The following is a 26,542-nucleotide window of genomic DNA, read 5'->3' as shown; positions in this document are numbered from 1 at the left end:
TGCCATCATCGCGGCCATGTCACGCCGTGCCCCCGCCCTTGCCGCCGATGCCCGCCCCTGCCCTTGCGGGCGACCCGCCGCGTATGCGTCGTGCTGCGGGCGCTACCATGCCGGCCCGCTGGCCTTGCAGGCGCCGGATCCCGAGTCGCTGATGCGCTCGCGGTACAGCGCCTTCGTCCTGGATGAGCGCGCATACCTCCTGGCCACCTGGCATCCCGACACCCGGCCCGCCTTGATCGAGCCGCCTGAACCCGGTCTGCAGTGGCTGGGACTGACGGTGCGCCGCACCGGGATGACGGGGCCCGACCGCGGCCTGGTGGACTTCGTGGCCCGCAGCAAGCTGGGCGGTCGCGCCCATCGGCTGGAGGAGGTCAGCGATTTCGTGCGCGAGGACGGGCGCTGGTATTACGTGAAGGCGCTGGACGACGGCACCTGACCGCCTGGCGTCCGCTCACCCCCCGCGCTGCGCTGTGCAGGCCCCCATCCGCGGGGTTAAATGGGGGGCGGAAGGGCTTCCCCGGCAGACACCGCGCGGGCGCCTCCTTATGGTGGGCGCATGTGGTCCTCTCTCTCTTCCCTGAGCGACGCGCTCGCGCGGCTCGACAGCATCCAGATCATGATGGCCGTGCTCGGCGTGTCGGCCGTGCTGGTGACCGCGGCCGAGGGCGTGCTGATTGCCCGACGACGGGGGGCCGGCGCGTATGACTGGCGTGCCTTCTGGACGACGGTGCGCATCAACGGCTGGCGGGTGGTGGTGGAAGCCATCCCGATGGGGGCTGTGCTGGGTGCGGCCCTGCCGTTCGGGGCATGGATGTACGCGCACCGGCTGTGGACCGTGCCCATGGACACGGCCTGGGGCTGGGTGGCCATGTTCTTCACGACCGAGTTCTTCTATTACTGGCTGCACCGTGCCGGCCACCGCATCCGCTGGTACTGGGCCTCCCACCAGGTGCACCACTCGGGCAACGAGTACAACCTGGCCGCCGCGTTCCGGCAGTCGATCACCGGCAAGGTCAGCGGCGGCTTCGTCTTCTTTGCGCCGCAGTGCCTGCTGGGCTTTTCACCCGACGCCGTGCTGATGTCCTACGGGCTCAACCTGGTCTACCAGTTCTGGATCCACACCGACCTGGTGCCCAAGCTGGGCTGGATGGAGGGGGTCTTCAACACGCCTTCGGCGCACCGGGTGCACCACGCGGCCAATGTCGAGTACCTGGACTGCAACTATGGCGGCACCATCATGCTGTTCGACCGGCTGTTCGGCACCTATGTGGAAGAGAAGGACGGGGTGCCGATCCGCTACGGGCTGGTCAAGCCGCAGCGTTCGTACACGGCGCTGCGGATCTGCCTGGCGGAATGGGCAGCCATCGCGCGAGACGCGCTGAAAGCGCGCCGGCCTGCCCACCTGCTGGGCTATCTGTTCGGCCCCCCGGGCTGGGCGCCGGACGGGCGGGGCCTGACCACCGATGACCTGCGCGTGCGGATGAAGGCGCTGACGGGCGAGGCGGCCGGGGTGCCGCCCGAGTGGATGCTGGAAGGGCGGGAGGCGCCGACCGAGGTCAGCCGCGGGTCGCCACTTCCAGCTCGGTAAGCCACAGCATGGCGTGGGCCCGGCTGCTGCCACACATCTCGGGCGAGGGTTGCAGCGAGCCGCACACGGCCGGCCGCGTGGCCTGACCGAACAGCTGGCAGCGCAAGGCGGCGTCGAGGTGGGGGCACGGCACGCCGGCGGGCTTGCCGTGAGGCAGGCCGGGCATCGGCGAACTGATGGAGGGGGCGGTGCAGCACGCGCCGCAGCCCGGGCGGCATGCCGGCGCGGCGGCGACAGGCGGGAAGGGCGTGTGGGCCATCCCGCATTGTCGCCGCCGGCCCTGCGCGCAACAACAACCCCGTTTGAATGATCGTCGTGATGACAGCGACTGCCGATTCACTGTAGACCCGTGCCTCGGGCGTCGCCCATCCCTAACTTGAGGCCGCGTGGGGAGACACCCCGGCCCACGGCGGGGCGATGGCGGGCGGGCCCCGGTTCGGGCGGGTTTCAGTACAATGGAAGGTTGCTCAAAAATGTGGCACGCCGTGAGGCGTCGCCCCGTGCTCCTTTCAGAGGTCCGCCATGCTTTATCCCCAGGAATTTGACGTCATCGTGGTCGGTGGAGGCCATGCCGGCACCGAGGCGGCACTGGCCGCGGCCCGCATGGGGTGCGCCACGCTGCTGCTGACCCACAACATCGAAACGCTGGGGCAGATGAGCTGCAATCCGTCGATCGGCGGCATCGGCAAGGGCCACCTCGTCAAGGAAGTGGATGCCCTGGGGGGGGCCATGGCGCAGGCGACCGACGAGGGCGGCATCCAGTTCCGCATCCTGAATTCCAGCAAGGGGCCTGCGGTGCGCGCCACCCGTGCCCAGGCCGATCGGATTCTCTACAAGGCGGCCATCCGCAAGCGGCTGGAAAACCAGTCCAACCTGTGGCTGTTCCAGCAGGCGGTGGACGACCTCATGGTCGAAGGCGACCGGGTGGTGGGGGCCGTGACCCAGGTGGGCGTGCGCTTTCGCGCGCGCGCAGTGGTGTTGACGGCCGGCACCTTCCTGGACGGCAAGATCCACGTGGGCCTGCAGAACTACAGCGCCGGCCGCGCGGGGGATCCGCCGGCGGTGTCGCTGTCGGCGCGCCTGAAGGAACTGAAGCTGCCGCAAGGTCGCCTGAAGACCGGCACGCCGCCCCGCATCGACGGGCGCAGCATCGACTTCAGCCAGCTCAGCGAGCAGCCTGGCGATGGGGTGGCACCGGTCGGACGGTGGGGGGCTTCGGCACCCACGGGCCCGGGCGTGCCGGTGTTCAGCTTCCTCGGTTCCCCCGAGCAGCATCCTGCCCAGCTGCCGTGCTGGATCACGCACACCAACCAGCAGACGCACGACATCATCCGGTCCGGGTTCGACCGCAGCCCGATGTTCACCGGCATCATCGAAGGGGTGGGGCCGCGCTACTGCCCGTCGATCGAGGACAAGATCAATCGCTTCGCGGACAAGGACTCGCACCAGATCTTCCTCGAGCCGGAAGGCCTGACGACGAACGAGTTCTATCCGAACGGCATCAGCACCTCGCTGCCGTTCGACATCCAGCTCGCGGCGCTGCGCACGATGCCGGGCCTGGAGAACGCCTATGTGCTGCGCCCGGGTTACGCCATCGAGTACGACTACTTCGATCCGCGCGAACTGAAGTCGACCTTCGAGACCCGGGCCATCCAGGGCCTGTTCTTTGCTGGACAGATCAACGGCACGACCGGCTATGAAGAGGCCGCGGCCCAGGGGCTGTATGCGGGCGTGAACGCGGCGCTGCAGGCCAAGGGTGAAGCGCCCTTTACCCTTCGGCGCGACCAGGCCTACCTCGGCGTCCTCGTCGACGACCTGATCACCAAGGGCGTGACGGAGCCGTATCGCATGTTCACCAGCCGCGCCGAGTTCCGCCTGCAGCTCCGTGAGGACAACGCCGACATGCGCCTGACCGAGCTGGGGCGCCAGATCGGTCTGGTCGACGACATGCGTTGGGACGCCTTCAACCGCAAACGGGATGCTGTTTCACGTGAAACAGAGCGGCTGCGGACGACCTGGGTGCGGCCCGTGACGCTGCCCGCTGCCGATGCGGAGCGCCTGCTCGGCAAGGCCCTGGAGCATGAATACAACCTCGCGGACCTGCTGCGCCGCCCGGGTGTGAGCTACGACCAGATCAACGAGATCGACGCGATTGCCGCGCGCGAGCAGGCGGTGTTGCGTGCCCATGCCGGCGCGGAAGGGCAGGCGGACCTCAAGACGCCGGTCACCCGCGCGACCCTTCGGGCAGAGCTGGGCGATGCAGTGGGGGAGGCTGTCATCGAACAGGTCGAGATCAGCATCAAGTACGCCGGCTACATCACCAAGCAGAACGAAGAAGTGCAGCGCGCGGCTCATTTCGAGAACATGGTGCTGCCCCCTGAGTTGGACTACATGCAGGTGGCGGCGCTGAGTTTCGAAGTGCGTCAGAAGCTGAGCAAGCACCGGCCGGAAACGCTGGGGCAGGCGTCGCGCCTGTCCGGAGTGACGCCGGCAGCGATTTCCTTGTTGTTGATCCACCTGAAGAAGGGGCGCTTCAAGGGGTTCACGAGCCAGGACGGCGAGACGGTCAACGGTGAGGCGGGCGCACCGGCCTGATCACAAAGGCAGCTGTTTCACGTGAAACAGCGGAAGTCTGGCGCACGCATGCGGTCACCGTGTCGCTGGCTATGATGGACAGACGGTCTCGCGAATGGTGGGGCCAGAGTGGAGTATTCATGTCTTCGTTTTCGCGTGGCAAGGGGCCACGACGCCCGCCGGCTTCGCCGACATTCCTTACCCGTACATCGCCGGTGGCTCGTGCGCGGCCCCCTGTGACATGGGCACCTGATGCCTGGGTGGAGGCCATGCAGCCGACGCTGACGGCTTTGGGGGTGGGGCTGTCGGCCGAGCGCCAGGCGCTGCTGGCCCGTTACATGGGCATGCTGCAGCACTGGAACAGCACCTACAACCTGACTGCCCTGCGGGACGCGCCGGACATGCTGACACACCACCTGGCAGATTGCCTGGCGGTGTTGCCCCCGCTGGGTCGGCACCTGGCAGTGCGTCGTGCTGCTGGCGGTGCCCAGCCGACCCGCGTGTTGGATGTGGGCAGCGGAGGCGGGCTGCCCGGGGTGGTGCTGGCCATTTGCTGTGACGACGTCCACGTGACCTGTGTCGACACGGTGGGAAAGAAGGCAGCCTTCATCCGTCAGGTGGCTGCGGAGCTCCGTCTGCCCAATCTGAAGGCAGAGCACGCCCGCGTGGAGCAGCTGAAATCGTCGTTCGATGTGATCACCTCACGGGCGTTTGCCTCGCTGTCGGATTTCGTGGGCCTGACGCACGCGCTGCTGGCGCCCGGCGGCGTGTGGATGGCGATGAAGGGCAAACCGCCGGGTGACGAGCAGGCCGCGCTGCCCAGCGAGGTGGAGGTGTTTCACGTGGAACAACTGACGGTTCCCCAGTTGGACGCGGAGCGCTGCCTGGTGTGGATGCGGAGCGCAGCATGAGCCTGCCCCAGCGACCCGGCAGCCGTCTGCGCCGTGTGGCCTTGTGCGCGCAGCTTCTGGCTGGCTTGGCGGCCGGGCTGCTGTCCGCCGGTGGTCAGGCCCAGCCCGCCGTCAGTCGGGCGGTGGAGGTGCCGCCGCCCAAGGGGTGGACACCGGACACGCCGCTGTTTGCTGCAGAAGAAGAGCCGGTGGCCGGCAGCAAAAGGGCGGCAGAGATGCGGGGTGTGGCGCCCACGCGTCCGGTGACAGCGCGCGCGGAGCAAGCGACCTCAGCGGTGGCTGGGAAGCGGGACGCACCGCGTGGTGCAATGCAGCCCCGTGCCCGTGCGACCACCACGGCCGTGGCCGAGCCGCGCGTGGCCGGGGCACCGCAGCAGGGTGCCGCCTCCCTCCGCAACGTCACGAACAAGGCGCCCCGCGAGCCCGAGAAGCGCCAGGCGGGCCGGGCGATCACGCGTGCCGATCTGCGGGGGGCGCCCGCGTCGGACCGGAACTCGGCCGCCGCGCCGCACTCGCAGCGCGTGGCCAACCGCGCCCAGCACATGCAGCCCGCGCCACGCAGCGAGAGCCCGCGAAGTGGGGCGGTGAAGGCCAGGACCACGGAGCGGGCGGGCGCGCACCACAGGCCCGCGCAGGCAAGGCCAGCGCCCGCTCCCCGGCAGACCGCCCCGACGGCGGTGGCTCGGCAGCGCCCGCGCGCCGGCCAGCCGGCGGTGCCAGCGCATAAACCCAGCGCGCGTGCCGCCAACGCCTCGGTGAAGGCTGCAGGCCCGAAGCCCGGGATGGCCACCAAGCCGGCGGCGGTGGAGACGGGCACATCGCCATCACGCCATGCGCAGTCGCTCCAGACCCGCCGCGGCAAGGGCAAGACGGCTGCCGCTCCGCAGCGCAAGGGCGCCGTGCAGCCGGCGCACCAGAAAGCCCGCCGCTGACCCCGCGAGGGGACGGTGCCCAGGCGTCCCGCCCCCGCCGATGCCGGCTCAGTGACTGGGACGGCGGCGTTGCACGGCCGCCAGCACACCCAACCCCGCCATCACGAGCGCCAGGCTGCCCGGCTCTGGTACGGGCGCGGCGGCGGTACCCAGGTGGAACAGCGTGGTTGTGTTGCTGACCTCGTTGGACAGTCCGAGGTAGTAGGCGTTGCCCAGGCGGAAGCCCTTCAGACCTTCGGGCGACACGCTGCCTTCGGCCACCAGCATGCGCAGAAAGGTCACGTTGCGCGGGTCGGTGATGTCGAAGGCGGCGACGGCCGCCTTGGTCGTGCGCTCCAGTCCCACGAAGGCGAGGGTGCGGCCGTCGATCTCCATCAGCTCGATGCTCTCCGGCTCGACGCCCTTGTCCCGGCTGCGGCCGTCGTCGTAGATGCCGAGGGCCATGGCTTCGCGGTCGAGGATCTCACCGCTGTCGTACACCAGCTGGCCCTCGGCATCCCGGATCGAGAACGACCGGGCGCCCGCCGCATACAAGGCGCCCGCCGACGAGTCGGTGTTCGACACGCGCAGGTTGGACAGCAGGGTGCCCGACAGGCTCGGGTCCACGCTGCTGGCCGCGCTGCGGTCGGCGTCGTCCTCGCGGAAGTCCCCTTCGTTGGCCATCACCAGAAAGGTCTGGCCCCCGCGGGTGTAGGTCGCGATGCCGTCGGGCATGTACAGGCCCTTGGCCTGAACCGACACCAGGCCGATGCTGCCGTCGTTCTTCGGGTCGATGCGCTGACCGGCGGCGCTGAAATCCTTCGCACCCAGGCCGACGACCTTGTCCACCGTGCCGCTGGCCAGGTCCACCACCGCCAGTCCGTTGGCTTCTTGCAGGGTCACGTAGGCCTTGGTGCCGGCTGCGTTCACGGCGATGTACTCGGGCTCGAAGTTCATGCCCGTGTTGGTGCGCAGGTGGCTGCCGGTGCGTGGCGCGGCATCCAGGTTGCCGACCGTGGTCACGGTGCCGGTGCCCAGGTGGATGATGCTGATGCTACCGACTGGGTCGAGCGCATGGCTGCCGTAGCGGCGGGGAAAGGTGCCGCTCGGCGAGGTGAGCGCGCCGTAGTGGCTGTTGGCGGCCTTGACGCCACTCTGGCTGGTGTTGTCGGGCGTGCCTTCGTTGGCCACCAGCAGGCGGTGGCCATCGGGCGTGAAGGTCAGCATGTCGGGCAGCGCGCCCACAGTGTACTGGCCGGTCAGCGTGCGCGTGGCGGTGCTGTAGGTCTGCACGATGCCGGGCAGCTCGCGCTGGGTGGGGTGTTCGAGCGCGATCGCGGCCACGCCGTTGTGGATCGCCACGCTGTTGACGCTGCCCGAGGCGCGCACATCGATGCGCTGCTGCAGCGCGCCGGTACGGGCGTCCAGGATGTCGATGCCACTCACGCCCGAGACCCAGATTTCGTTGCGACCGGCGTCGAAGCTCAGGATCTCGGCCAGGTAGCCGTCGGTGGCGGCATGTTGGTGCGTCCAGGCCTGGCGGGCGCCGTCGAGCAGGCCGGCGGTGGCGGGGGCGGACAGGGCAGCCAGCGCGGTGCTGAGGAGCAGGGAAACACAGTTTTTTTTCATGGGGTGGGACTGCAGGACTTGCCAAGCGGCTGCAGAGGCGGCCGCACGAGCCGGACAGCTTGCGCAGGCCGGGTGACGGTGCCGTGACGGCGGGCGGTGAGGTGGGCCCGCGGTTGAGGGGGAGGGCGCAGGCGATAATCTGCCCATGCCGCACATCTTCTGCATCGCGAACCAAAAAGGCGGGGTGGGCAAGACCACCACCACCGTGAACCTGGCTGCCGGCCTGGCCCAGATTGGGCAGCGCGTGCTGATCATCGACCTGGACCCGCAGGGCAACGCCACCATGGGCTCCGGGGTCGACAAGCGGACGCTGGCGCACACCGTGTACGACGTGCTGCTGGAGCACACCGCCATTGCCGAGGCGCGCGTGCGCAGCCCCAAGGGCGGCTACGACGTGCTGGGCGCCAACCGGGAGCTCTCGGGCGCCGAGATCGAACTGGTCAACCTCGAGCGCCGCGATCGCCGCCTGAAGACCGCCATCGAGGCCGCGGCGGCCGATTACGACTTCGTGCTGATCGACTGCCCGCCCTCGCTCAGCCTGCTCACGCTCAACGGCCTGACCTGTGCCCACGGCGTGATCGTGCCGATGCAGTGCGAGTACTTCGCGCTCGAAGGCCTCACCGATCTGGTCAACACCGTCAAGCAGGTGCACGCCAACCTCAACCGCGAACTGCAGTTGATCGGCCTGCTGCGGGTGATGTTCGACCCGCGGATCACGCTGCAGCAGCAGGTGAGCGAACAGCTCAAGGGCCACTTCGGGGACAAGGTGTTCGACACCGTGATCCCGCGCAACGTGCGTCTGGCCGAGGCGCCCAGCTACGGTGTGCCCGGCGTCGTCTTCGACCCGGCTTCGAAGGGCGCCCAGGCCTTTGTGGCCTTCGCCCAGGAAGTGGTGCAGCGGGTGACAGGCGGGCTGCGCTCTGCGGCCTGACCCGCGCCGGACCTCGCCCGATGGCGGGGTATGTCCCCCTTCAACGGTGATGGCCCGCTGAAGGACCCTTTGTTATTTTTGGAGATTGGTGCCCGGGGAGAGGGCGCCCACCATCCAAAAGAACAGAGAGTCCATCCATGCAAGTCCCCTGCGCACTTCCTCTGAAGACGCTGTCCCTGTCGGTCGCCCTCGCGATGGCGCTGACCACGGCCCAGGCGGCCTCCCTCGAGGCCGACAGCCGCTACGCGCTGAACAACGGCACCGCCATCACCCAGAGCGCCACCGGCGCGTTCTCCGTCGACCTTTACGAGAGCGCCGGCGGCTGGGGGGGCGAGGGCGGCACCAGCAGCGCGTTCATCCACACCTACGGCTATGCCGGCGGCGACTTCGGCAGCCGCACCACGGGCTATGGGGTGTACGACGTGACGGGGGTGTTCCGCCTCACCGACACCATCACCAACACGGCCAGCACCACCCAGCGGGCCACCTTCAGCTTCTACATCACGCCCGGGGCGTTGCAGTCCTTCGTGCAGTCCACGCTCGTGGGCGACGAGTACCTGTCCTCGTCCATCTCGTTCAATGTCCGGGCCGACGGCAACACCATCTGGTCGAGCTCGGCGCAGCTGCGCACCACCGGCACCGGCACGACCTTCAGCCAGTCGGGTGCCGACATCTACGTTCAGACCGATGCCACGCGCTACCGTGTGGGCGGCACCGCGCAGTCGCTGGATCTCGGCTTGCTGGGCGCGGGCGAGAGCGTGACCATCTCGTACGAGATCGTGGCGAATGCACAGGGCGTCAGCACCCCGAGCAGCTACACCGAGCCGGTCACGGAGGTCCTCATCCCCGAGCAGACCGTGTTCCATCCGGCCGCCAGTTACGAGGGCATCGTCTACGACGGCGTCGAAGGGGGTGGATGGTTGTGCCCGATGTCCGATGCGGTTGGGGATCAGCCGGCCTTCGGTTGCGGCGTCGGTGGCCATGTGGAGCGGGTCAATGTGCCCGCGTGGACCGAGGTCATCCCGGCTCGCACCGTCACCACCGGGGGCGGCTTCTATGCGGGCTACGTCAGTGGCTCCGAAGCGAGTTCGGGCGATCCGTTCGACGTCGCGTTCGGCCCGGACGGCAACCCCTTGCCCCGACCGGCCGGGATGTTCCAGCTGAGCGTGTCGGCAGTGCCCGAGCCGCAGAGCTGGGCCCTGATGCTGGCCGGGCTGATCGGCATCGGCGCGGTGGCCCGTCGGCGCAGCGTGGCTTTGCGCCACTGAGGCCCGCCGCCTTTTGGCGGCGTGCGCGAGCCGGCCGTTGTGCCGGCGCTGAAACAGCGGACAATCGCGCCCATGGCGACCAAGAAATCCAAAGGCCTGGGCATGGGCCTGGAGGCCCTGCTGGGCCCCAAAGTCAGCGACACCCCCCCCGCACCGGCCGGCGAAGGCAACCCGTCGGTGCTCAAGCTCGACCTGTTGCAGCCCGGCAAGTACCAGCCGCGCACGCGCATGGACGAGGGCTCGCTCTACGAGCTGGCCGAGAGCATCAAGTCGCAGGGCATCATGCAGCCCATCCTGGTCCGTCCGGTGGGCGAGGGTCGCTACGAGATCATCGCCGGTGAGCGCCGCTCGCGCGCCGCGAAGCTGGCCGGGCTCGACGAGGTGCCGGTGCTGGTCAAGGCCGTGCCAGACGAGGCCGCGGCCGCCATGGCGCTGATCGAGAACATCCAGCGCGAAGACCTCAACCCGCTGGAAGAGGCGCAGGGCCTGCAGCGCCTCACGCACGAGTTCGGCCTCACGCACGAGCAGGCCGCGCAGGCCGTGGGCCGCTCGCGCAGCGCCGCCTCCAACCTGCTGCGTCTGCTGAATCTGGCCGAGCCGGTGCAGTCCATGCTGATGGCCGGTGACATCGACATGGGCCACGCCCGCGCGCTGCTGCCGCTGGACAAGGCACTGCAGATCACGACCGCCAACGAGGTGATCGCGAAGAAGCTCAACGTGCGTGAAGCCGAGAAGCTGGTGGCCAAGGTGCAGGGCTCGGCCGGCCGGCAGACGCCGCTGCTGCGCGTGAAGGGCGAGAAGTCGCGTGACGTGCTGCGGCTGGAAGAAGAACTCTCCGACCTGCTGACCGCCGCCGTGCAGATCCACGTGAAGAAGCGCACCAAGCGCGGCGAGCAGGGCGAGGTCACCATCGGCTTCGGCAGCCTGGAAGAGCTCAACGGCCTGATCGACAAGCTGCGCGGTGGCGCGACGCCGGCCGCCTGACGCCCGTCCCGGGCAGCGCATGACACCCGTTGAACGCTCCGGCCTCCGACAGAAGCTGGGGCGGCTGTGCCCGTGGCCCCTGCCGGCCCTGGCCACCTGGGGTGGGGCCTGGGCCCTGGCGCTCGCCTTGAAGGGCGCCAGCGCCCCGTCGTGGGCCTTCCTCGGCCTGCCCGCCGCGGCAGGGGCGCTGATCGCCCTGTGGCCTGCCGTGGCCGCCACGCCGTGGCGCCGGGTGTTCGTGGCCGCCGGTTTCCCGCTCAGCGTGATCGCGCTGGGGCAGGGGGCCGGGCTGCCGGGCTGGCTCTGGCTGTTGCCGCTGGCCGTGCTGTTGCTGGCCTACCCGGTCAACGCCTGGCGTGACGCGCCCGTGTTCCCCACCCCGCGCGGGGCGCTGAAGGACCTGGCTGCCTGCGCCCCCCTGGCCGACCCGCAGGGCCGCGTGCTGGACGCGGGCTGCGGCCTCGGCGACGGGCTGCGGGAATTGCGCGCTGCCTACCCGGCGGCCCGGATCGAAGGCGTGGAGTGGAGCTGGCTGTGGTGGGCGGTGGCCGCGCTGCGCTGCCGCTTTGCGCGCGTGCGCCGCGGGGACATGTGGGCCGACGACTGGGCCGGCTGTGCGCTGCTCTACCTGTTCCAACGGCCTGAAACCATGCCGCGCGCGATGGCCAAGGCCCGTGCCGAGATGCCGGCGGGCAGCTGGTTCGTGAGCCTGGAGTTCGAGGCGCGCGACGAGGCGGGCCGGGCCTGGGCGCCCCACGCCTGCCTGGCGCTGCCCGGGGGGCGCCCCGTGTGGGTTTACCGCATTGCCGACGGCCGACAGCCCGTCGCGCCCTGAGGGCAGGCCCAGCCCACTACACTGGGGTCTTGAACGACCCCTCTGCCATGTCGACCCTGCCCGATTCCGCCCCCGCCGCCGTCCAGCCGCCGTTCACCGCCGAGGTGTTCCGTGCCGCGCTGGGCCAGTTCACCACCGGCGTCACCATCGTGACGGCCCGGGACCCGCAGGGGCAGCTGATCGGCCTGACGGCCAATTCCTTCAACTCGGTGTCGCTGACACCGCCGCTGGTGCTGTGGAGCCTGTCGCGGCAGTCCACGTCGATGCCCGGTTTCCTGCGCGCCTCGCACTACGCGATCAACGTGCTGGCGGCCGACCAGCGCCTGCTGGCCGAGCGGTTCGCGCGCAAGGGCATCGACCGCTTCGAGGGCACGCCGTGGCGGGCCGGCCTGACAGGCGCGCCGCTGATCGACGGCGCCGTCGCCACGTTCGAATGCAGCCACCACGGCCGGCACGATGCCGGCGACCACGTCATCTTCGTGGGCCAGGTCGAGCACTGCAACCGGCGCGTGGGCGCCGCGCCGCTGGTCTACCACGGCGGCCGCTTCTTCACTGACCTGCCGATCTGAGCCGGGCTGGCGCGGTCCTCAGCGTCCGGCCGCCAACTGGTCCAGCAGCCTCAGCAAGCGGCCCACATCCAGCGGCTTGGTCAGGTAATCGGCAAAGCCACGTCGGCGGGCTTCGTTGATGAGATCCGGCATGGCGTCGGCCGACAGCGCCACGCGCGGCACGCCGGCGGTGGCGGGGTCGTGGGCCAGTGCGTCGGCAATCTCCAGCCCGCTGGCGTCACCCAGGTGCATGTCGAGCAGCAGCAGGTCGGGTGGGGCGGCCCGCGCGGCCGCGATCGCTTCCTGCCCGGTATGGGCCACTTCGATGTGCCATTGCGGCCGCATGCGCAGCACCTGCCGCACCAGTTCCACGTTCACCGGGTTGTCCTCGGCGTAGAGCACCGTGTAGATGCGGTGCTCGGCGGGCACGTCTGGCGCGCCATCCAGGTGGCCGAACTGCGAGCGACACCGAGGGGCGTCGTCGGCGGGCTGAGCGGCTGGCAGCCACACGCGGAAGACGCTGCCTTCGCCCGGTCGGCTGCTGACGGTGAGGCGGCCCCCCATCAGCTCCAGCAGCCGGTGCACGATCACCAGGCCGATGCCCGTGCCTTCGACGCCGGTGCGCTCGGCGCCCAGCCGGTTGAAGGGCTCGAACAGGTGGGCGATCTGCCCGGCGTCCAGCCCCCGGCCGGTGTCGGTCACGGACAGCACGACATCCGGCCCGACGGGCACGGCCTCCAGCTGCACGCAACCGCCCGGGCGGTTGTACTTGATGGCGTTGGACAGGAGGTTCACCAGGATCTGGCGCAGGCGCACATGGTCGGCGTGCACGCACAGGGGCGGGTCGGGGGGCTCGCAGCGGATCTCCAGCCCGGAGGCGCTCGCCTGGTTGCTGAGCAGCGCGAGCGCCTCTTCCTGCGCCTGCTGCACCGAGACCGGGGCGATGTGGATCGGCATGCTGCCCGCCTCGATGCGCGACAGGTCGAGCACGTCGGTGAGCATGGCCAGCAGGTGGGCGCCGGCACGCTCGATGTGCTGCACGCTGCGCGACTGTGTCTCGTTGAGCGGATGGCGGGGGTCGACGCGCAGCAGTTGCGCGAAGCCGAGCATCGCGTTCAGCGGTGTGCGCAGTTCATGGCTCATGCGCGACAGGAACTCGGTCTTGGCCTGGCTGGCCCGCTCGGCCGCCCGTGCCGAGGCCATGGCTTCCTGCAGCTGTCGGCGCTCGGTGATGTCTTCGATCACGGCGATGAACTGCACCGGCTCGCCATTGGCGTCCCGCATCAGCACCACGCTCAGCGTCACCCAGACGACCGCACCATCGGGCCGCAGGTAGCGCTTTTCCAGGCTGTAGCGCGGGCGCAGGCCCTGCAGCGTGGCTTCCATTTCGGCGGTGCTCACCGCCACGTCGTCGGGGTGCGTGAGGTCGAGGATGTGCAGGCCGGGGAGGGCATCACAGCGGCGACCGACGATCTCGCCGAAGCGCTGGTTGGCCTCCAGCAGCTGGCCGTCAGGGGCCACCCGCGCGATGCCGATGCCGGCGGCCTCGAAGATCTGCCGATAGGGGTCGGATGCCGTCAGGCGTTCGCCGTCACACAGAATCGGTGCGGCGCTGGGGGAAAGCATGGATGGGGGCGAGTCGGTCTGGCCGCCACCCGCACGGTGTGCCGCGTCTGTGCGCCGCATCGCCGCGTCCTCCGGTGCCGAGGCGGGAAGGTGGCGGTCCCCGCGACGGCGTGTCGAGCGCACTGTCTCACACTTGTGCGGGCTTCACCAGAGGGCGTTCGCGCGGTGCGGGCACGGGCAGCACCTCGGTACGCTGCCGGCCGGCGGCCTTGGCCGCGTAAAGGGCCCGGTCGGCCCGCTCCAGCGTCAGGTCCAGCGCCTCGCCTGCCGGGTGTTCGGTGATGCCAGCCGAAAAGCCGAGGCGCAGACTGCCGTCGGCCAGCGGCTGGGCCTGCAGGGCTTCGCGGATGCGGCCCAGGGCCTGCAGCGCGCCGCCCGGCCCGGGATCGGGGCTGGGCAACATCAGCAGGAACTCCTCGCCGCCCCAGCGCGCCAGTGTGTCCGTCTGCCGCAGCTCCGCGCGCGCGGTCTCGGCAAAGTGGCGCAGCGCGGCGTCGCCCGCCTGGTGGCCGTGCAGGTCGTTGATGCGCTTGAAGTGGTCCAGGTCGATCAGCGCGAGGCAGAAGCCCTCACCGGCGCGCTGCTGGCGCTGCATGGCCTGCTGGATCAGGCTCAGCATGTGCCGGCGGTTGACCAGCCCGGTGAGTTCGTCGCGGGTGGCGATGTCCTGCAGGCGGTCGAACGCCTTGCGCAGTTCGGCCTTCTGCTGCACGAGCCGACCACGCACCTGCGCCACGTAGAACGCGACGGCCGACACGGCGGGCAGCGTGCTGGCCGCCAGCACGAACTTGATCAGCTCCAGCTTGGGGTCGAACTCGGCCGGGTAGAGTTGGACGAGGGTGGCCATCACGACGCCCAGCCCGAGCACGGTGGCCGCGCCCATGATGAAGACCTGCCGCGCCGACAGCGTGAACATGCCGAACACCAGCACCAGCGCAATCATCATCAGCACCGAACTGCGCACCGGCCCCGTGATGGCGTAGGCAAACAGGATGGCCACCAGCGCGTACAGGCACTGGGGCAGGTCCATGCCGGGACTGCCCAGCCGGGTCGACCAGTCGGTGCGCACCAGCAGATAGAACGTGGTCATGCCGACCCACATGTAGGCCAGCAGCATCTCGCCCGGTACGCGCGCCACCAGGCCGATCTGCATGGCATACACCAGCAGCACCGAGCTGATCGAATAGCCCCAGACTGCGATCATCGACAGGCGAACGCGGCGGCGCACGCGCGCATCGGCACCCAGCACGAGGTCGGTGAGCGCGCGCCAACAGGCCGACACGGTCGTCACCTTTCCGTGGCCGTCTGGCGCGGCGCGGCCAGGCGTGGCGTGGCGGCGTGCAGCACGGTGCGATTGCGGCCCGCGGCCTTGGCCTGGTAGAGCGCCCGGTCGGCGCGTTCCACGCAGTGGTCCAGCGGCTCGTCGTCCGCGTAGGCGGTCAGCCCGGCAGAAAATGTGAGTCGAAGCTCAGGTACGGAGGGCGCGACCTGCGCATCGGCCATGGCCTCGCGGATGCGTTCGATGCCCGCCTCCGCCTGTTCGGGCATGGTGTCGTTGAGCAGCACCAGAAACTCCTCGCCGCCCCAGCGCGCCAGCACGTCGGTCTCGCGCAGCGCCTGCTGGGCCACCTGCGCGAAATGGCGCAGCACCTCGTCGCCCACGTTGTGGCCGTGCGTGTCGTTGATGCGCTTGAAGTGGTCGATGTCGAGCAGAGCCAGGCAGAAGCGGTGGTGCCCCGAGCGCTGCAGCCGTTTCTGGTGCTGGTTGATCACCTCGATCATGTGCCGGCGGTTGACCAGCCCCGTCAGCTCGTCGCGGGTGGCCAGGATCTGGATGCGGGTGAGCGCATGGGCGAGCTCGTTCTTCTGCGTCTGCAGGCGCGCGCGCAGGCTGCTGAGCTGGGCCGCCAGCGACGACACGGTCGGCACGATGGCGATGACCAGCGCGAAGTGCACCACCTCCAGCCGCAGCGGGTAGTTGGCCGGATCGGTCTGGATCTTGTAGAGGATGGCCACCCCCATCGCCACCACCGTGTAGGTGCTGGCGAAGCGGGCCGCGCGCGGCTTGAGGTTGAAGATGCCGAACACCAGGACCAGCGTCAGCAGCATCATCACCGCGCCATGGGCGGCGCCGGTGGTGGCGTAGGCCCCCACGATGATGGTGAGCGCCGCAATGATCTGCGGCAGCGTCAGGGCCGGATCCCGGCAGCGCAGGTTGAGGCCCGAGCGCAGCAGGGCGTACCAGAAGACGACGTTGGCGACGATCAGGCCGGACAGCGTTTCGGCCTCGCTGCGCGCCATCAGGCCGGCCCAGCATGCGTACACCTGCAGCGCAATGCAGGCAATGAACACGCTGGCCGCCAGCAGCGAGCGCTGGATGCGCAGGCGCTGCTTGGGGTCCGTGCTGAGAAAAAGAGGGAGGAGGCCGCTCATGGCAAGGCCGGCCGGAAGGCCGACGGAGGTTCATCTGTTCTTTCGGACGTTTCCGAGCGCGCTTTAACGCGGGATCACCCGCTCGGCCAATCGGCGGACCGCAATTCAAAAAAATTGAAGCCAGGCGTGAAGCAGCCTCAACCGATTTCACGATGTGCGGGGCACACTGTTCACACAGGGCGGGCACCGTCCGCTGCTCGCTGAAACCGCCATGAAGTCATCCACCCATCGTTACACCCTCACCGCCATTGCGCTGCACTGGTTGCTGGCCGCCGGTATCCTGGGGGCGTTCGCCATGGGTCTGTACCTTGACAGCCTGCCCTTCTCGCCGGCGAAGCTCAAGTTGATCAACTGGCACAAGTGGGCCGGTGTGGCCATTCTGGTGCTGTCGGTGGCGCGCCTGTTGTGGCGCCTGACGCACCGCCCGCCGGCGCTGCCGGCCCGCATCACCGCCGCCATGCCCGCGTGGCAGCACGTGGCGCACCATGGCACGCACCACCTGATGTACCTGCTGTTCTTCGCGGTGCCGCTGCTGGGCTGGGCCTACAGCTCGGCCAAGGGCTTCCCCATCGTGTGGTTCGGTGTGCTGCCGCTGCCCGACTGGGTGCCGGTCGATGAGGCGCTGGCCCAGGCGCTCAAGCCCCTGCATGCGCTGGCCGCCTGGGGCCTGATCGGCCTGGTGGCGCTGCACGTGGCGGCGGCACTGAAGCACCAGTTCGTCGACCGCGACGGCCTGCTCGACCGCATGCGCCCCGGGCGCTGACCGCTGATGAAAGGATCTTCCCTCATGACCCCCTCCCTCCGACTGACCGGCGCGCTGGCGCTGGCCATCGCCACCGTGGTGACCCTCGCCACGCCGCTGCCCGCCCGTGCCCAGGCTGCGGCGCTGGCTGCGCAGGCCCTGGTGCCCGCCCAGAGCGAAGTGACCTTCGTGGCCCGCCAGCTGGGCGTGCCGCTCAATGGCCGCTTCAAGGCCTTCAGCGTGCAGAGCACGTTCAATCCGAAGGCGCTGGCCACCAGCCAGGTCGGCTTCAGCATCGACCTGGGCAGCGTCGCCATCAACGCCGAGACCGACGCCGAGCTGAGCAAGCCCGACTGGTTCCACACCGCCCGGTTCCCGAAGGCGACCTTCCAGTCGACGGCGATCAAGGCCACCGGCCCGGGCCGCTACGATGTGGCGGGCAAGCTGAGCATCAAGGGCCAGGCGCGCGACCTCGTCGTGCCGGTCCAGATGACGCAGGCCAACGGCCTGACCACGGCCGTCGGCGGCTTCACCCTCAAGCGCCTGGACTTCAATGTGGGCGGTGGCGACTGGGGGGATCCCTCCATCGTCGCCAACGAGGTCCAGGTGAAGTTCAAGCTGACCCTCAAGGGCGTGCCCGCGCTGTAAGCGGGCCGTCTCCCCCCGAGCCCTTTTCCTCGCGCCTTTTGTTCAACGGTGCCGCGCGCACCCCTCTCAGGAGCCCTGCATGACCCGTCTCGCTCTCTCGACCCTGGCCGCCGTGGCCGCCCTGTCGGCCTCGGTGGCCCAGGCTGCCCCCGCCACCTACAACATCGACCCGACGCACACCTTCGTGACGTTCGAGGCCAAGCACTTCGGCACCTCCACCGCCCGTGGCCGCTTCGACAAGAAGAGCGGCACCATCGTGCTGGACAAGCAGGCCAAGAAGGGCACGGTCGACATCACGATCGAGACCGGCTCGATCAACACCGGCGTGACCCCGTTCGACGGCCACCTGAAGAGCAAGGACTTCTTCAACAGCGAAGCCTTCCCGACCGCCACGTTCAAGAGCGACAAGCTGGTGTTCGACGGTGAGAAGGTGACCGCCGTGGAGGGCACGCTGACGCTGCTGGGCAAGAGCCAGCCCGTCACGCTGAAGGCCGAAGGCTATGGCTGCTACCAGAACCCGCGCATCCAGCGCGAGGTCTGCGGTGGCGACTTCGTCACCACCATCCAGCGCAGCGCCTACGGCATGACCTACGGCGTGCCCAACATCCCGGACGACGTGAAGCTGGTCATCCAGATTGAAGCGATCAAGCAATGAGCCGTTGAGGCTCGTCGGCCTCGAGCTGCCGCATCAGCACGGCCTGTAACTCCACCTGCCTGAATGGCTTGGGCAGGTGGTCGTCCATGCCGGCGGCCAGGCAGCGCGCCCGGTCGCCCGACATGGCGTTGGCCGTGAGGGCCACCACCGGCATGCGCGGCACGCCCTGACGGGCCTCCCAGTCGCGCAGCCGCCGCGTGGCCTCCAGGCCGTCCATCTGCGGCATCTGGCAGTCCATCAGCACCAGGTCGATCGACCTGGGCAGGCGTGTCAGCACCGCCAGCGCGGCGGCGCCGTCTTCCACATGCGTGACGTGCAGGCCCATGGCATGCAGCGTCGCTTCGGCCACCATCGCGTTCACCGGGTTGTCCTCGGCCAGCAGCACGCGCCGCCCCGGCCGTGCGGTGGTTTCCGGCTCGATCGGCACATCCACCGGGGCCGTGTCGCCGAAGTCGGCCAGCGGCAGTGTGTCGGGTGCGGCGGCGGCATCGGCGCCCTCGTCCATCGGCAAGGGTACGTCCACGGACACCACATCGGCGGGCGGCAATGGCGCCGTGAACTCGAAGGTCGAGCCCTTGCCCGGCGCGCTCACACAGGTGATGTCGCCCCCCATGGCCCGCGCCAGTTCGCGCGAGATCGTCAGCCCCAGCCCGGTGCCCTTGTGGCGGCGTCCAAAGCTGCCATCGGCCTGATGGAAGGCCTCGAAGATCAGGCCGATCTGGTCGGCCGAAATGCCGACGCCCGTGTCCTGCACGCTGAACGCCATCCCCGCCTGTGTGCCGTCCCCCTGGCGCGTCACGCGCACCGTGACTTCGCCCTGGTCGGTGAACTTGATGGCGTTGCCCACCAGGTTGTGCAGCACCTGCCGCACGCGGGCCGCGTCACCTTCCACCCAGCAGGGCGCCGGCAGTGCCACGCGGGCGCGCAGGGCGATGCCCTTGCCCTGTGCCGTCACGCGCAGCAGGCCCAGCACCTCGTGCACCACCGTGCCGAGGTCGAACGGCGCGCGCTCGATGTGCAGGTGGCCCGCCTCGATGCGCGAGAAATCCAGCACGTCGTTGATCAGCGTGAGCAGGTGTTCGCCAGCGTGCTCGATGAGTTCGGCCTGCTGTCGGCATTCGGTCAGCACGCCGGGGCGCTGGGGCAGGCGTTGCCGGATCAGGCCGGCCAGCCCCAGGATGCCGTGCAGCGGGGTGCGCATCTCGTGGCTCATGGTGGCCAGGAACTGGTCCTTGACGGCGCTGTGTCGCCAGGCGAGTTTCAGCGCCTCGGCGCGTTCCCGGGCGATGCGGTCGGTGGTGAAGCGCAGTCGCAGCAACTCGGTGATGCGGCGTTCGGCCCGCCGGCTTTCGAACAGCATCAACGCCAGCAGGGCCACCAGCCCGAGCCCGCCGAAGGCGCCGTAGCGGTCACCCCGCATGGCAATGGCGGCGGCGGCCGGCAGCAGCATGGGCAGGTTGGCCGCCAGGTTGGGCAGCATGTGGGCCTGCATCGTGAAGGTGCTGACGGCACAGGCCCCCACCAGCACCGCCAGAATGACGGCGCTGGTGACCAGATCCTGCACCGGCGCCAGCCAGGCACCGGCCAGGCCCCAGACCAGGCCATGGAACAGGCAACCGGCGGTCAACGCATGGAGCCAGCCCGCGCTGTTGGGCTGCGCCCGCTCAGACCAGGCGGTGGCCAGCGCCACCCTCAGCCCCGAGGCGAGCAGACACAGCGCCACCCAGGCTGCGGTGCGGTCGGTGCCGCAGACGGGCGCGATCAGCACGCCCAGTGCCACGGCAAAGACGGCGCTGACCAGGGCCACCGGCACGGTGGGGGCCATCAGCATGCGCAGCCGTTCGCGGTGGACCAGCGTGTCGAGCTCGGGGTCGGCCTGCGAGGCGGTGCGCGTCAGGACGGTGGGGGACAGCATGAGGGCGGATTGCAACAGCGATGTCACATTTATCCCTGCTCTGGCGCGCGGAGGACTCATGGCAGACCCTGTAACCCCCCTGTTCACCGGACGGGATGCACGCGCTCGCGGGGTCAAAAGGTGACAAGTGACGTCCCGCCGACCTCGCCGGATGCCGGACACGCCTGCGAGACGCCGGGGCGTGACATGAGCAATCGCTCACGTCCCGTCGTTGCGGATGGCCCCGGGTGGTCAGCCCTGCATGTTGAGGCGCTCGCACACCCGCATGGTCGCGAGCTGGAACGCCTGGAAGTGCAGCCCCACCTGCGCGGCCACCGGCTCGAGCTCGGCCCACACGGCATCGTTGCCGCGCGTGCGGGTCGGATTGAGCAGCAGTTCGTCGACGGCCGAGCCGATGGTGAGCAGGCGCTGCACGGTGGGGCGCTCCTGCGTCCATTGCGTCGGGCTGTGCGGCCGCGAGCGCACGGTGTCGGCCACGTCCCGGGACAGGCCCCAGGACTGCACCATGGCCGCCCCCAGCGCCGAATGGCTGACGCCGAAGGACTCGATCTCGGCCGCACACAGCAGGGCCTCGTCGTCCGTCTCGGCCGAGTTCTCCAGCGTGCTGTAGCGGGCGCTGTCGTACACGTACAGCACCGCCCGCCCGGATTCGGCAAACAGCCCCGCGGTGTGGGCCAGCCAGGGATCGACATCGAGCTGGCGCGCGATGCGGCTCATGGCCAGGCCGCGCACGCCGGCGCGATCCCAGATGCGCTGCAGGATCGGGCTGGGCGGGAAAGCGCCCCGCAGGCCGATTTCGTAGGTGAGGCCCGCCACCTGCGCCATGCCCAGATAGCGGATCGCCTCGTGCACCGTCTCGACCCGCTTGAGCAGGCCGAACAGCGCCGAGTTGACCGTGCGCACCACGGCCGACGACAGCGCCATGTCGGTCTCGATCAGCGCGGCCAGCTGGTCGACCGAGCTCTCGTCGTCCGCCATCAGCAGGGACAACTTGACGAGCGTGTTGGGGCACGCGGGCAGGTCGATGTTCAGGTTGCGCAGCTGGGGGGCGATGGACATGGCGGGCTCTCGTGGATACCGGGTCAGTCTAGGCGGCCGCACCCGACGCAAAAAGCCGGACATCGCCCGTAAAACGTGCGCTATCTCTCGCCACGGCACGAAAAGCGCGGGCCGTGTCGGCCCATCGCCCGTCAGCGCGGAATGAAGCGGCGGCGCAGCTGGCCGCTCGACGGCGGCGGCAGACCCTGCGTGCGGCGGAAGGTGCTGGGTGCCACGCCTTTCCAGCGGCGGAAGGCTTCGATGAAGGTGGTGACGTCGGCATAGCCCAGCCGCTCGGCGATCTCGCCATGCGTCAGCCCCGCAGTCGCCATCAGTTCCTCGGCCAGGGTCGAGCGCACTTCTTCCAGCAGCCCGCGGAAGGTGGCGCCCTCGGCCGTCAGGTGGCGTCGCAGCGTGCGCGAGGTCATGCGCATCTCGGCCGCGATCTCTTCCATGTCGGGGATGTGGCCAGGGGTGCGCATCAGGCGGTTGCGCACGGTGGCGGCCACGCCGGTGCGGGCCTTGCGCGAGTCCACCAGCCGGCGGCACATCTGCTCGCACAGCTGCATGGTGTGGGTGTCGGCCTGGGGCAGCGGCACGTGCAGCAGACTGGCATCGAAGATGCCCGCGTCACGCGGCTGGCCGAACTCGGGCCGGATGCCGAACAGCTCGGCGTAGGCGTTCGCCACCTCGGGCGAGGGCTCGGCGCGGCGCATCTGGATGCGGCGGTAGCCCAGCGGGCGCCCGAGGATTTCGCGCTGGAGCGTCACGGCCGCCGCACGGTCGCGGTCGATGATGAACTGGCGCACGTCGGGCGGCAGGTGGTCGCTGTGATAGCTCACCTGCACCAGCTGGTCGTGCTGCTCGACGCTGTTCGTGGTGAGCGCGAAGGTCTGGTTCAGCATGCGCGAGGCCATGCTGACGGCGGCCCCCAGCGTGGGGCTGCTCAGCAGTGCAAAGCCCCACAGCCCGTACGTGGTCACGTGGTAACGCGTGCCGGCGATCAGGCCCAGCGTGGGCAGGTGGGGCAGGGCGTGAAGCAGGTTGCGGATCAGCTGCACTTCCTGCAGCGCCTCGATCTCGGCCGCCGGGTCATCCAGCACCGCCCGGGTGATGCCCGTGTGCTGCAACATGGCGTCGACCCCGACCCCATGGTCGAAACCCAGCTGGGTGAGAACCCGCGCGGTGGCAATGCCGCGCCGAAAATCCCAGATGTTCCCTTTTGTTACCGGCTTTTGACTCATGAAACACTCACGACTCGCTGAATTAGTCAAATGATTATGCGGTGTCCACCCCCCAAGTCGGACGTGATTTGTACATAACCCTAACTAAAAGTCGTAATGCCTGTCATTTCCGGACAATCGCCAGCCCTTTGAGGTACTCCCCTTCCGGAAACGTGATGGTCGTGGGGTGGTCCGATGTGGCTTCCAGGCGCCGCAAAAGGTAACCGTCTGCCTGGGCATCCAGCCCCGCGCCGGCCACGATCTTGTGGAACAGGTCGGCGCTGATGCCCCCCGAACATGAGAAGGTGAGCAGCAGACCGCCCGGGTTCAGCAGCTTGAACGCCAGGCGGTTGATGTCCTTGTAGGCGCGGCTGGCGCGGTCGGCATGGGCGGCGCTGGGCGCGAACTTCGGCGGGTCGAGCACGATGGCGTCGAAGGTGCGCCCTTCCTGAATGAAGCGGCGCAGCGTGCCGTTCACGTCGGCATCCAGGGCGGTGTGGGCGCCGGCGTCGAAGCCATTGAGCGTGACGTGGGCCGTGGCGCGGGCGAGTGCCGGGCCCGACGAGTCGACGCTGGTGACCTCGGTGGCCCCGCCCGCCAGGGCCGCCACGCTGAAGCCGCCGGTGTAGCTGTAGCAGTTCAGCACCGTCTTGCAGCCCAGTTCGCGCACGAGGCGGGCAAACAGCCCGCGGTTGTCACGCTGGTCGAGGTAGTAGCCGGTCTTGTGGCCTTCGGCCACGTCCAGTGTCAGCTTCCAGCCGTTCTCGTGGATGGTCACCTCGGTGGAGCGGCGGCTGCCGTCCGGGGTCTCAGGGTGGCGCAGCCAGCCGGTCACGGGCTCGAGGCCCTCCAGTCCGCGCACGTTCGCGTCCGAGCGCTCGTAGACATACGCGCACCCGGTGGCGGCCACCAGGGCATCGGCGATCTGCTGCTTCCAGCGTTCGCTGCCGGTGCTCAGGAACTGCGCACTCAGCAGGTCGTCGTACTGGTCGACGATCAGGCCGGGCAGGCCGTCGGCCTCACCGTGGATCAGGCGGATGCCGTTGGAGTCGATGCCCAGGCGGCGACGCAGGGCCACGGCCTGCGCCACACGGCGCTGGAAGAAGGCCGCGTCGATGCGTTCGGCCTCGTCGAAGCTCCAGGCCCGCACGCGGATCTGCGAGCTGGGGCTGAAGGCGGCCCAGGCCAGGAAACGGCCATCGTGCGCCTGCACCCGCACCGTTTCACCCGCATCGCCGCCGCCCTTGGCGATGCTGCCCTGGAAGACCCAGGGGTGTTGCCGCAACAGGGAGCGCTCTTTGCCATCGCGCAGCGTGATCGTCTTCATCGTGGGAACCGGGTGGGTGCAAAACCCGGATTGTCCCCCAGTGCCCCGCGGCAAGGGGGCTCAAGGCTTGCGGCGCGCGCGGGGGTGGGCCGCGTCGTAGACCTTGGCCAGGTGCTGAAAATCGAGCTTGGTGTACACCTGTGTGGTCGTGATGTGGGCGTGGCCCAGCAGCTCCTGCACGGCGCGCAGGTCACCGCTGGACTGCAGCAGGTGGCTGGCAAAACTGTGGCGCAGCATGTGAGGGTGCACATGCGTGGGCAGCCCGGCCAGTTGGGCGAGTTGCTTGAGCCGGTTGCGCAGTTGCATCGGCGTCAGGCGGGTGCCCAGCCGGCTCAGGAAGAGGGCGTTGTCCTGAGGCGCGGTCAGGCTCGCACGCACGTCCAGCCAGTGCCGCAGGGCCCGCAGGGCCGCGCTGCCGACCGGCACGCTGCGACGCTTGTGGCCCTTGCCCAGCACGTGGGCTTCGGCGGCCTGCAGGTCGATCCAGCCGGCCGCCTGCGGGCTGGCGGCCACATCCAGCCCGATCAACTCGGCGCTGCGCAGGCCGCTGCTGTAGAGCAGTTCGATCATGGCGCCATCGCGCGCGGCCAGCCACGGGGCCTCTCGTTCCTGGCGGGCCGCGGCGGCGGGCGAGGCCGCCGTCGGCGGGCTGAGGCGCGGCGCCTGCTCGGCCAGTTGCACGGCCTGGTCCACCGACAAGGCCTTGGGCAGCGGTTTGGCGGCCTTCGGCGGTTTGATGCCGTCGGCCGGGTTGACCTTCGCCAGGCCTTCGCGGCCCATCCATTTGAAGAGCCCGCGCCAGGCGGCCAGCGTGATGGCCAGGCTGCGCGGGCCGAGGCCCTGGGCGTGCAACCGTGCGATCCAGCCCCGCACATGGTGCGATCGCAGTGCGTCGAGTGCAAGCCCTTCCGGCTCGCACAGCGCCTGCAGGCGGGCGAAGGCGTCGCCGTACATCGCGAGCGTGCGCTCGGCCAGCCGGCGCTGCGTGCGCAGGTAGGCCACGTGCTGGGTGATCAGCGTGTGGCCCGGCGCGTCGCCCATGCTCAGTCCAGCAAGCGGCTGAGCGAGGCGCCGGCCACCTCGCCGACCTGGACGAGGAAGTCCACGCCCATGTCGGCCGTGTAGCGGGTGGCGTCGGGCGAGCCGAGCACCAGCAGGCCGTAGCAGGCGCCATCGCGGTGCAGCGGGATCAGCGCCAGCGAGGCCACGGTGCCGGCGTCGTCCAGCCACTTGGCGGCCTCGAAGCCGGCGTTGACGCCGCAGTAGGGCTGGCTCAGGCTGCCGGCGAAGCTGCGGGCGTCGTCGCTGACGGGCTGCAGCGCGGGCAGGGCGCCGGCGCGCTCGGTCAGCGCGGCCTGCACCGGGTGCGTGGTGGTGCCCCAGATGCGCACGGCCGCCTGCGGAATCAGGAACTGGTCCTGCAGGCCCTTGACCACGACATCGGGCAGCGCCGCATCGTCGTGGCACAGCAGCACGCTGCGCACCCACAGGTGCAGGCGGTGCACGATGGCTTCGTTTTCCTGGCTCAGGCGAATCATGTCCATGATGCGCTTCTCGAGTCCACGGATCTTGTCACGCAGCATTTCCATCTGCCGCTCCTGCAGCGAGACGGCGCGGCTGCCGTGCGGGCTGCTGAGCTGGATGCTGGCGAGCAGCTGCGCGTGGCGTTCGAAAAACGCCGGGGTGTTCACCAGGTAGTTGGCGATTTCTTCTTCGGTGATGCCTTGCAGGGTCATGAGGGGAATGGGGTTCAGAGTGCGGGGACGTCGATTTCGCCGTCAAACACCTTGACGGCCGGACCGGTCATGAGAACGGGCGTGCCGGGGCCGGCCCAGCGGATGGTCAGGCGGCCGCCCGGCATGTCGACGTCGACGGCCTCGTCCAGCCAGCCCAGGCGGATGCCGGCCACGACAGCGGCGCAGGCGCCCGAGCCGCAGGCCAGCGTCTCGCCCGAACCGCGTTCGTACACGCGCAGGCGGATGTGGCCGCGGTTCACCACCTCCATGAAGCCGGCGTTCACGCGGCGCGGAAAGCGGCGGTGGCCTTCGATCTGCGGGCCGAGCTCATCGACCGGGGCGTGTTCGGTGCTGTCCACCCGCATCACGGCGTGGGGGTTGCCCATGCTGACGACGGCCACTTCCACCGGGTGGTTGGCCAGCTCGATGGGCCACAGCTCCCCGCCGTTTTCCAGGCGCGGCGTGAGGCCGGTGCCGTCGAAGGGCACCTCGGCCGGCACCAGAAAGGGGGCCCCCATGTCGACCGTGACGCGGCCATCGGCCTGCAGGTGCGGCTCGATCACGGCCTTCTGGGTCTGCACGCGGATCACATCCTTGGACGTCAGCCCCGTGTCGTGCACGAAGCGCGCAAAACAGCGGGCACCGTTGCCGCACTGTTCCACCTCGCCGCCATCGGCGTTCATGATGCGGTAAGTGAAGTCGGTGCCGCGGGCGGCGTCGCCCGGCTCGACGATGAGAATCTGGTCGGCGCCGATGCCGAAGCGCCGGTCCGCCAGAAAGCGGTACTGGGCCGGGCTCAGGTCGATCGGGGCGCGGGTGGCATCGAGCACAACGAAGTCGTTGCCCGCGCCGTGCATCTTGGTGAAACGCAGCTTCATGCGCCGGATTATCCGCCCATCGGGTGCCCCCTGCTTGAGGGCGGCCCAGCTGGAAACGAGGGGGGTGCTCACACCTCGTTGCGCTGCAGCAAAGGAAGGCGGTTAGCATCGGCGCTGTGTCCATCCGCACCCGCTGCCCCGC

At 69.5% G+C, this 26,542-nt stretch carries 24 protein-coding genes and 1 pseudogene; 13 read left to right on the top strand and 12 right to left on the bottom strand.

Annotated elements, in window-relative coordinates; translation table 11 throughout:
- Nucleotides 1-16 precede the first annotated feature (16 nt).
- Together DEH84_RS17300 and DEH84_RS17295 are read left to right on the top strand one after the other, a co-directional pair.
- Complete coding sequence (locus DEH84_RS17300; RefSeq protein WP_109038481.1) at nucleotides 17-436, top strand: YchJ family protein; 420 nt, start codon at nucleotides 17-19, stop codon at nucleotides 434-436.
- A gap of 120 nt (nucleotides 437-556) precedes the next feature.
- Entirely contained in the window at nucleotides 557-1,588 is a 1,032-nt protein-coding gene (locus DEH84_RS17295; protein ID WP_245932632.1) for a sterol desaturase family protein, read from the top strand.
- Here the strand turns inward: DEH84_RS17295 and DEH84_RS17290 are convergent.
- Nucleotides 1,557-1,847 (bottom strand): YkgJ family cysteine cluster protein, encoded by a 291-nt coding sequence (locus tag DEH84_RS17290; protein ID WP_179950597.1) that lies wholly within the window; start codon nucleotides 1,845-1,847, stop codon nucleotides 1,557-1,559. The genes DEH84_RS17295 and DEH84_RS17290 overlap by 32 nt on opposite strands.
- Before the next feature lie 263 nt (nucleotides 1,848-2,110).
- Between DEH84_RS17290 and mnmG the strand changes: the two genes are divergently transcribed.
- From mnmG to DEH84_RS17270, 3 genes are all read left to right on the top strand, one after another.
- The gene (gene mnmG / locus DEH84_RS17280; RefSeq protein ID WP_109038096.1) at nucleotides 2,111-4,183 is read left to right on the top strand and encodes a tRNA uridine-5-carboxymethylaminomethyl(34) synthesis enzyme MnmG; all 2,073 of its coding nucleotides are present in this window, start codon (nucleotides 2,111-2,113) and stop codon (nucleotides 4,181-4,183) included.
- Between the two features lie 248 nt (nucleotides 4,184-4,431).
- Nucleotides 4,432-5,073, top strand: coding sequence for a 16S rRNA (guanine(527)-N(7))-methyltransferase RsmG (gene rsmG, locus DEH84_RS17275; RefSeq protein WP_109038095.1), 642 nt, complete (start codon nucleotides 4,432-4,434; stop codon nucleotides 5,071-5,073).
- Nucleotides 5,070-6,005 (top strand): hypothetical protein, encoded by a 936-nt coding sequence (locus DEH84_RS17270; protein ID WP_109038094.1) that lies wholly within the window; start codon nucleotides 5,070-5,072, stop codon nucleotides 6,003-6,005. The genes rsmG and DEH84_RS17270 overlap by 4 nt, the downstream gene beginning before the upstream one ends.
- A 48-nt stretch (nucleotides 6,006-6,053) precedes the next feature.
- Here the strand turns inward: DEH84_RS17270 and DEH84_RS17265 are convergent, their stop codons facing one another.
- Nucleotides 6,054-7,613, bottom strand: coding sequence for a choice-of-anchor I family protein (locus DEH84_RS17265; protein WP_109038093.1), 1,560 nt, complete (start codon nucleotides 7,611-7,613; stop codon nucleotides 6,054-6,056).
- 145 nt (nucleotides 7,614-7,758) lie between these two features.
- Here DEH84_RS17265 and DEH84_RS17260 point away from each other — a divergent pair, with 145 nt between their 5' ends.
- The 5 genes and pseudogenes from DEH84_RS17260 (at nucleotide 7,759) to DEH84_RS17240 (ending at nucleotide 12,200) form a co-directional block, all read left to right on the top strand.
- Nucleotides 7,759-8,544 (top strand): ParA family protein, encoded by a 786-nt coding sequence (locus DEH84_RS17260; RefSeq protein ID WP_109038092.1) that lies wholly within the window; start codon nucleotides 7,759-7,761, stop codon nucleotides 8,542-8,544.
- A gap of 1,142 nt (nucleotides 8,545-9,686) precedes the next feature.
- Nucleotides 9,687-9,812, top strand: a pseudogene (locus DEH84_RS19775) (PEPxxWA-CTERM sorting domain-containing protein); the annotation flags it as partial.
- A 72-nt stretch (nucleotides 9,813-9,884) separates the two neighbouring features.
- Entirely contained in the window at nucleotides 9,885-10,796 is a 912-nt protein-coding gene (locus DEH84_RS17250) for a ParB/RepB/Spo0J family partition protein (protein WP_109038091.1), read from the top strand.
- 19 nt (nucleotides 10,797-10,815) lie between these two features.
- Nucleotides 10,816-11,631: a class I SAM-dependent methyltransferase gene (locus DEH84_RS17245; RefSeq protein ID WP_109038478.1), complete on the top strand. Its 816-nt coding sequence runs from the start codon at nucleotides 10,816-10,818 to the stop codon at nucleotides 11,629-11,631.
- A gap of 47 nt (nucleotides 11,632-11,678) precedes the next feature.
- Complete coding sequence (locus DEH84_RS17240) at nucleotides 11,679-12,200, top strand: flavin reductase family protein (RefSeq protein WP_109038090.1); 522 nt, start codon at nucleotides 11,679-11,681, stop codon at nucleotides 12,198-12,200.
- An 18-nt stretch (nucleotides 12,201-12,218) separates the two neighbouring features.
- Here the strand turns inward: DEH84_RS17240 and DEH84_RS17235 are convergent, their stop codons facing one another.
- The 3 genes from DEH84_RS17235 to DEH84_RS17225 all read right to left on the bottom strand — a co-directional run bounded on the left by DEH84_RS17235 (nucleotide 12,219) and on the right by DEH84_RS17225 (nucleotide 16,238).
- The gene (locus tag DEH84_RS17235; RefSeq protein WP_159099034.1) at nucleotides 12,219-13,805 is read right to left on the bottom strand and encodes a hybrid sensor histidine kinase/response regulator; all 1,587 of its coding nucleotides are present in this window, start codon (nucleotides 13,803-13,805) and stop codon (nucleotides 12,219-12,221) included.
- Nucleotides 13,806-13,932: 127 nt separating this feature from the next.
- Nucleotides 13,933-15,087, bottom strand: a complete 1,155-nt coding sequence (locus DEH84_RS17230) for a GGDEF domain-containing protein (protein WP_159099033.1) — start codon at nucleotides 15,085-15,087, stop codon at nucleotides 13,933-13,935.
- A 5-nt stretch (nucleotides 15,088-15,092) separates the two neighbouring features.
- Nucleotides 15,093-16,238, bottom strand: a complete 1,146-nt coding sequence (locus DEH84_RS17225; RefSeq protein ID WP_109038087.1) for a GGDEF domain-containing protein — start codon at nucleotides 16,236-16,238, stop codon at nucleotides 15,093-15,095.
- A 211-nt stretch (nucleotides 16,239-16,449) separates the two neighbouring features.
- Here DEH84_RS17225 and DEH84_RS17220 point away from each other — a divergent pair, with 211 nt between their 5' ends.
- The 3 genes from DEH84_RS17220 (at nucleotide 16,450) to DEH84_RS17210 (ending at nucleotide 18,283) form a co-directional block, all read left to right on the top strand.
- Entirely contained in the window at nucleotides 16,450-17,001 is a 552-nt protein-coding gene (locus DEH84_RS17220; RefSeq protein ID WP_109038477.1) for a cytochrome b, read from the top strand.
- Between the two features lie 24 nt (nucleotides 17,002-17,025).
- On the top strand, nucleotides 17,026-17,628 hold the full coding sequence (locus tag DEH84_RS17215; protein ID WP_109038086.1) for a YceI family protein: 603 nt from the start codon (nucleotides 17,026-17,028) through the stop codon (nucleotides 17,626-17,628).
- Nucleotides 17,629-17,707: 79 nt separating this feature from the next.
- Nucleotides 17,708-18,283 (top strand): YceI family protein, encoded by a 576-nt coding sequence (locus DEH84_RS17210; RefSeq protein WP_109038085.1) that lies wholly within the window; start codon nucleotides 17,708-17,710, stop codon nucleotides 18,281-18,283.
- Here the strand turns inward: DEH84_RS17210 and DEH84_RS17205 are convergent.
- The 7 genes from DEH84_RS17205 to dapF form a co-directional block, all read right to left on the bottom strand.
- Nucleotides 18,273-20,198: an ATP-binding protein gene (locus DEH84_RS17205; protein WP_159099032.1), complete on the bottom strand. Its 1,926-nt coding sequence runs from the start codon at nucleotides 20,196-20,198 to the stop codon at nucleotides 18,273-18,275. The genes DEH84_RS17210 and DEH84_RS17205 overlap by 11 nt on opposite strands.
- Before the next feature lie 231 nt (nucleotides 20,199-20,429).
- Nucleotides 20,430-21,257 carry an HDOD domain-containing protein gene (locus DEH84_RS17200; RefSeq protein WP_159099031.1) on the bottom strand — a complete coding sequence of 276 codons (828 nt, stop codon included), beginning with the start codon at nucleotides 21,255-21,257 and terminating at the stop codon, nucleotides 20,430-20,432.
- Between the two features lie 131 nt (nucleotides 21,258-21,388).
- On the bottom strand, nucleotides 21,389-22,369 hold the full coding sequence (locus tag DEH84_RS17195) for an AraC family transcriptional regulator (RefSeq protein WP_159099030.1): 981 nt from the start codon (nucleotides 22,367-22,369) through the stop codon (nucleotides 21,389-21,391).
- Nucleotides 22,370-22,583: 214 nt separating this feature from the next.
- Complete coding sequence (locus tag DEH84_RS17190) at nucleotides 22,584-23,786, bottom strand: class I SAM-dependent rRNA methyltransferase (RefSeq protein WP_109038081.1); 1,203 nt, start codon at nucleotides 23,784-23,786, stop codon at nucleotides 22,584-22,586.
- Nucleotides 23,787-23,846: 60 nt separating this feature from the next.
- Complete coding sequence (locus DEH84_RS17185) at nucleotides 23,847-24,827, bottom strand: tyrosine recombinase XerC (RefSeq protein WP_109038080.1); 981 nt, start codon at nucleotides 24,825-24,827, stop codon at nucleotides 23,847-23,849.
- 2 nt (nucleotides 24,828-24,829) lie between these two features.
- Nucleotides 24,830-25,522 (bottom strand): DUF484 family protein, encoded by a 693-nt coding sequence (locus tag DEH84_RS17180; RefSeq protein ID WP_109038079.1) that lies wholly within the window; start codon nucleotides 25,520-25,522, stop codon nucleotides 24,830-24,832.
- Between the two features lie 14 nt (nucleotides 25,523-25,536).
- Nucleotides 25,537-26,400: a diaminopimelate epimerase gene (dapF, locus tag DEH84_RS17175; protein WP_109038078.1), complete on the bottom strand. Its 864-nt coding sequence runs from the start codon at nucleotides 26,398-26,400 to the stop codon at nucleotides 25,537-25,539.
- Nucleotides 26,401-26,542: the final 142 nt, after the last annotated feature.

This window comes from Aquabacterium olei (assembly GCF_003100395.1).
Taxonomy (GTDB): domain Bacteria; phylum Pseudomonadota; class Gammaproteobacteria; order Burkholderiales; family Burkholderiaceae_C; genus Aquabacterium; species Aquabacterium olei.
This window is presented reverse-complemented; position numbering and strand designations above follow the sequence as displayed.

Excerpts from the sequence above, each read along its gene's own strand:
- DEH84_RS17300 (WP_109038481.1), top strand. The coding sequence starts at position 17 with ATGTCACGCCGTGCCCCCGCCCTTGCCGCCGATGCCCGCCCCTGCCCT.
- DEH84_RS17295 (WP_245932632.1), top strand. The coding sequence starts at position 557 with ATGTGGTCCTCTCTCTCTTCCCTGAGCGACGCGCTCGCGCGGCTCGAC.
- DEH84_RS17290 (WP_179950597.1), bottom strand. The coding sequence starts at position 1,847 with ATGGCCCACACGCCCTTCCCGCCTGTCGCCGCCGCGCCGGCATGCCGC.
- mnmG (WP_109038096.1), top strand. The coding sequence starts at position 2,111 with ATGCTTTATCCCCAGGAATTTGACGTCATCGTGGTCGGTGGAGGCCAT.
- rsmG (WP_109038095.1), top strand. The coding sequence starts at position 4,432 with ATGCAGCCGACGCTGACGGCTTTGGGGGTGGGGCTGTCGGCCGAGCGC.
- DEH84_RS17270 (WP_109038094.1), top strand. The coding sequence starts at position 5,070 with ATGAGCCTGCCCCAGCGACCCGGCAGCCGTCTGCGCCGTGTGGCCTTG.
- DEH84_RS17265 (WP_109038093.1), bottom strand. The coding sequence starts at position 7,613 with ATGAAAAAAAACTGTGTTTCCCTGCTCCTCAGCACCGCGCTGGCTGCC.
- DEH84_RS17260 (WP_109038092.1), top strand. The coding sequence starts at position 7,759 with ATGCCGCACATCTTCTGCATCGCGAACCAAAAAGGCGGGGTGGGCAAG.
- DEH84_RS17250 (WP_109038091.1), top strand. The coding sequence starts at position 9,885 with ATGGCGACCAAGAAATCCAAAGGCCTGGGCATGGGCCTGGAGGCCCTG.
- DEH84_RS17245 (WP_109038478.1), top strand. The coding sequence starts at position 10,816 with ATGACACCCGTTGAACGCTCCGGCCTCCGACAGAAGCTGGGGCGGCTG.
- DEH84_RS17240 (WP_109038090.1), top strand. The coding sequence starts at position 11,679 with ATGTCGACCCTGCCCGATTCCGCCCCCGCCGCCGTCCAGCCGCCGTTC.
- DEH84_RS17235 (WP_159099034.1), bottom strand. The coding sequence starts at position 13,805 with ATGCTTTCCCCCAGCGCCGCACCGATTCTGTGTGACGGCGAACGCCTG.
- DEH84_RS17225 (WP_109038087.1), bottom strand. The coding sequence starts at position 16,238 with ATGAGCGGCCTCCTCCCTCTTTTTCTCAGCACGGACCCCAAGCAGCGC.
- DEH84_RS17220 (WP_109038477.1), top strand. The coding sequence starts at position 16,450 with ATGAAGTCATCCACCCATCGTTACACCCTCACCGCCATTGCGCTGCAC.
- DEH84_RS17215 (WP_109038086.1), top strand. The coding sequence starts at position 17,026 with ATGACCCCCTCCCTCCGACTGACCGGCGCGCTGGCGCTGGCCATCGCC.
- DEH84_RS17210 (WP_109038085.1), top strand. The coding sequence starts at position 17,708 with ATGACCCGTCTCGCTCTCTCGACCCTGGCCGCCGTGGCCGCCCTGTCG.
- DEH84_RS17205 (WP_159099032.1), bottom strand. The coding sequence starts at position 20,198 with ATGCTGTCCCCCACCGTCCTGACGCGCACCGCCTCGCAGGCCGACCCC.
- DEH84_RS17200 (WP_159099031.1), bottom strand. The coding sequence starts at position 21,257 with ATGTCCATCGCCCCCCAGCTGCGCAACCTGAACATCGACCTGCCCGCG.
- DEH84_RS17195 (WP_159099030.1), bottom strand. The coding sequence starts at position 22,369 with ATGTTGCAGCACACGGGCATCACCCGGGCGGTGCTGGATGACCCGGCG.
- DEH84_RS17190 (WP_109038081.1), bottom strand. The coding sequence starts at position 23,786 with ATGAAGACGATCACGCTGCGCGATGGCAAAGAGCGCTCCCTGTTGCGG.
- DEH84_RS17185 (WP_109038080.1), bottom strand. The coding sequence starts at position 24,827 with ATGGGCGACGCGCCGGGCCACACGCTGATCACCCAGCACGTGGCCTAC.
- DEH84_RS17180 (WP_109038079.1), bottom strand. The coding sequence starts at position 25,522 with ATGACCCTGCAAGGCATCACCGAAGAAGAAATCGCCAACTACCTGGTG.
- dapF (WP_109038078.1), bottom strand. The coding sequence starts at position 26,400 with ATGAAGCTGCGTTTCACCAAGATGCACGGCGCGGGCAACGACTTCGTT.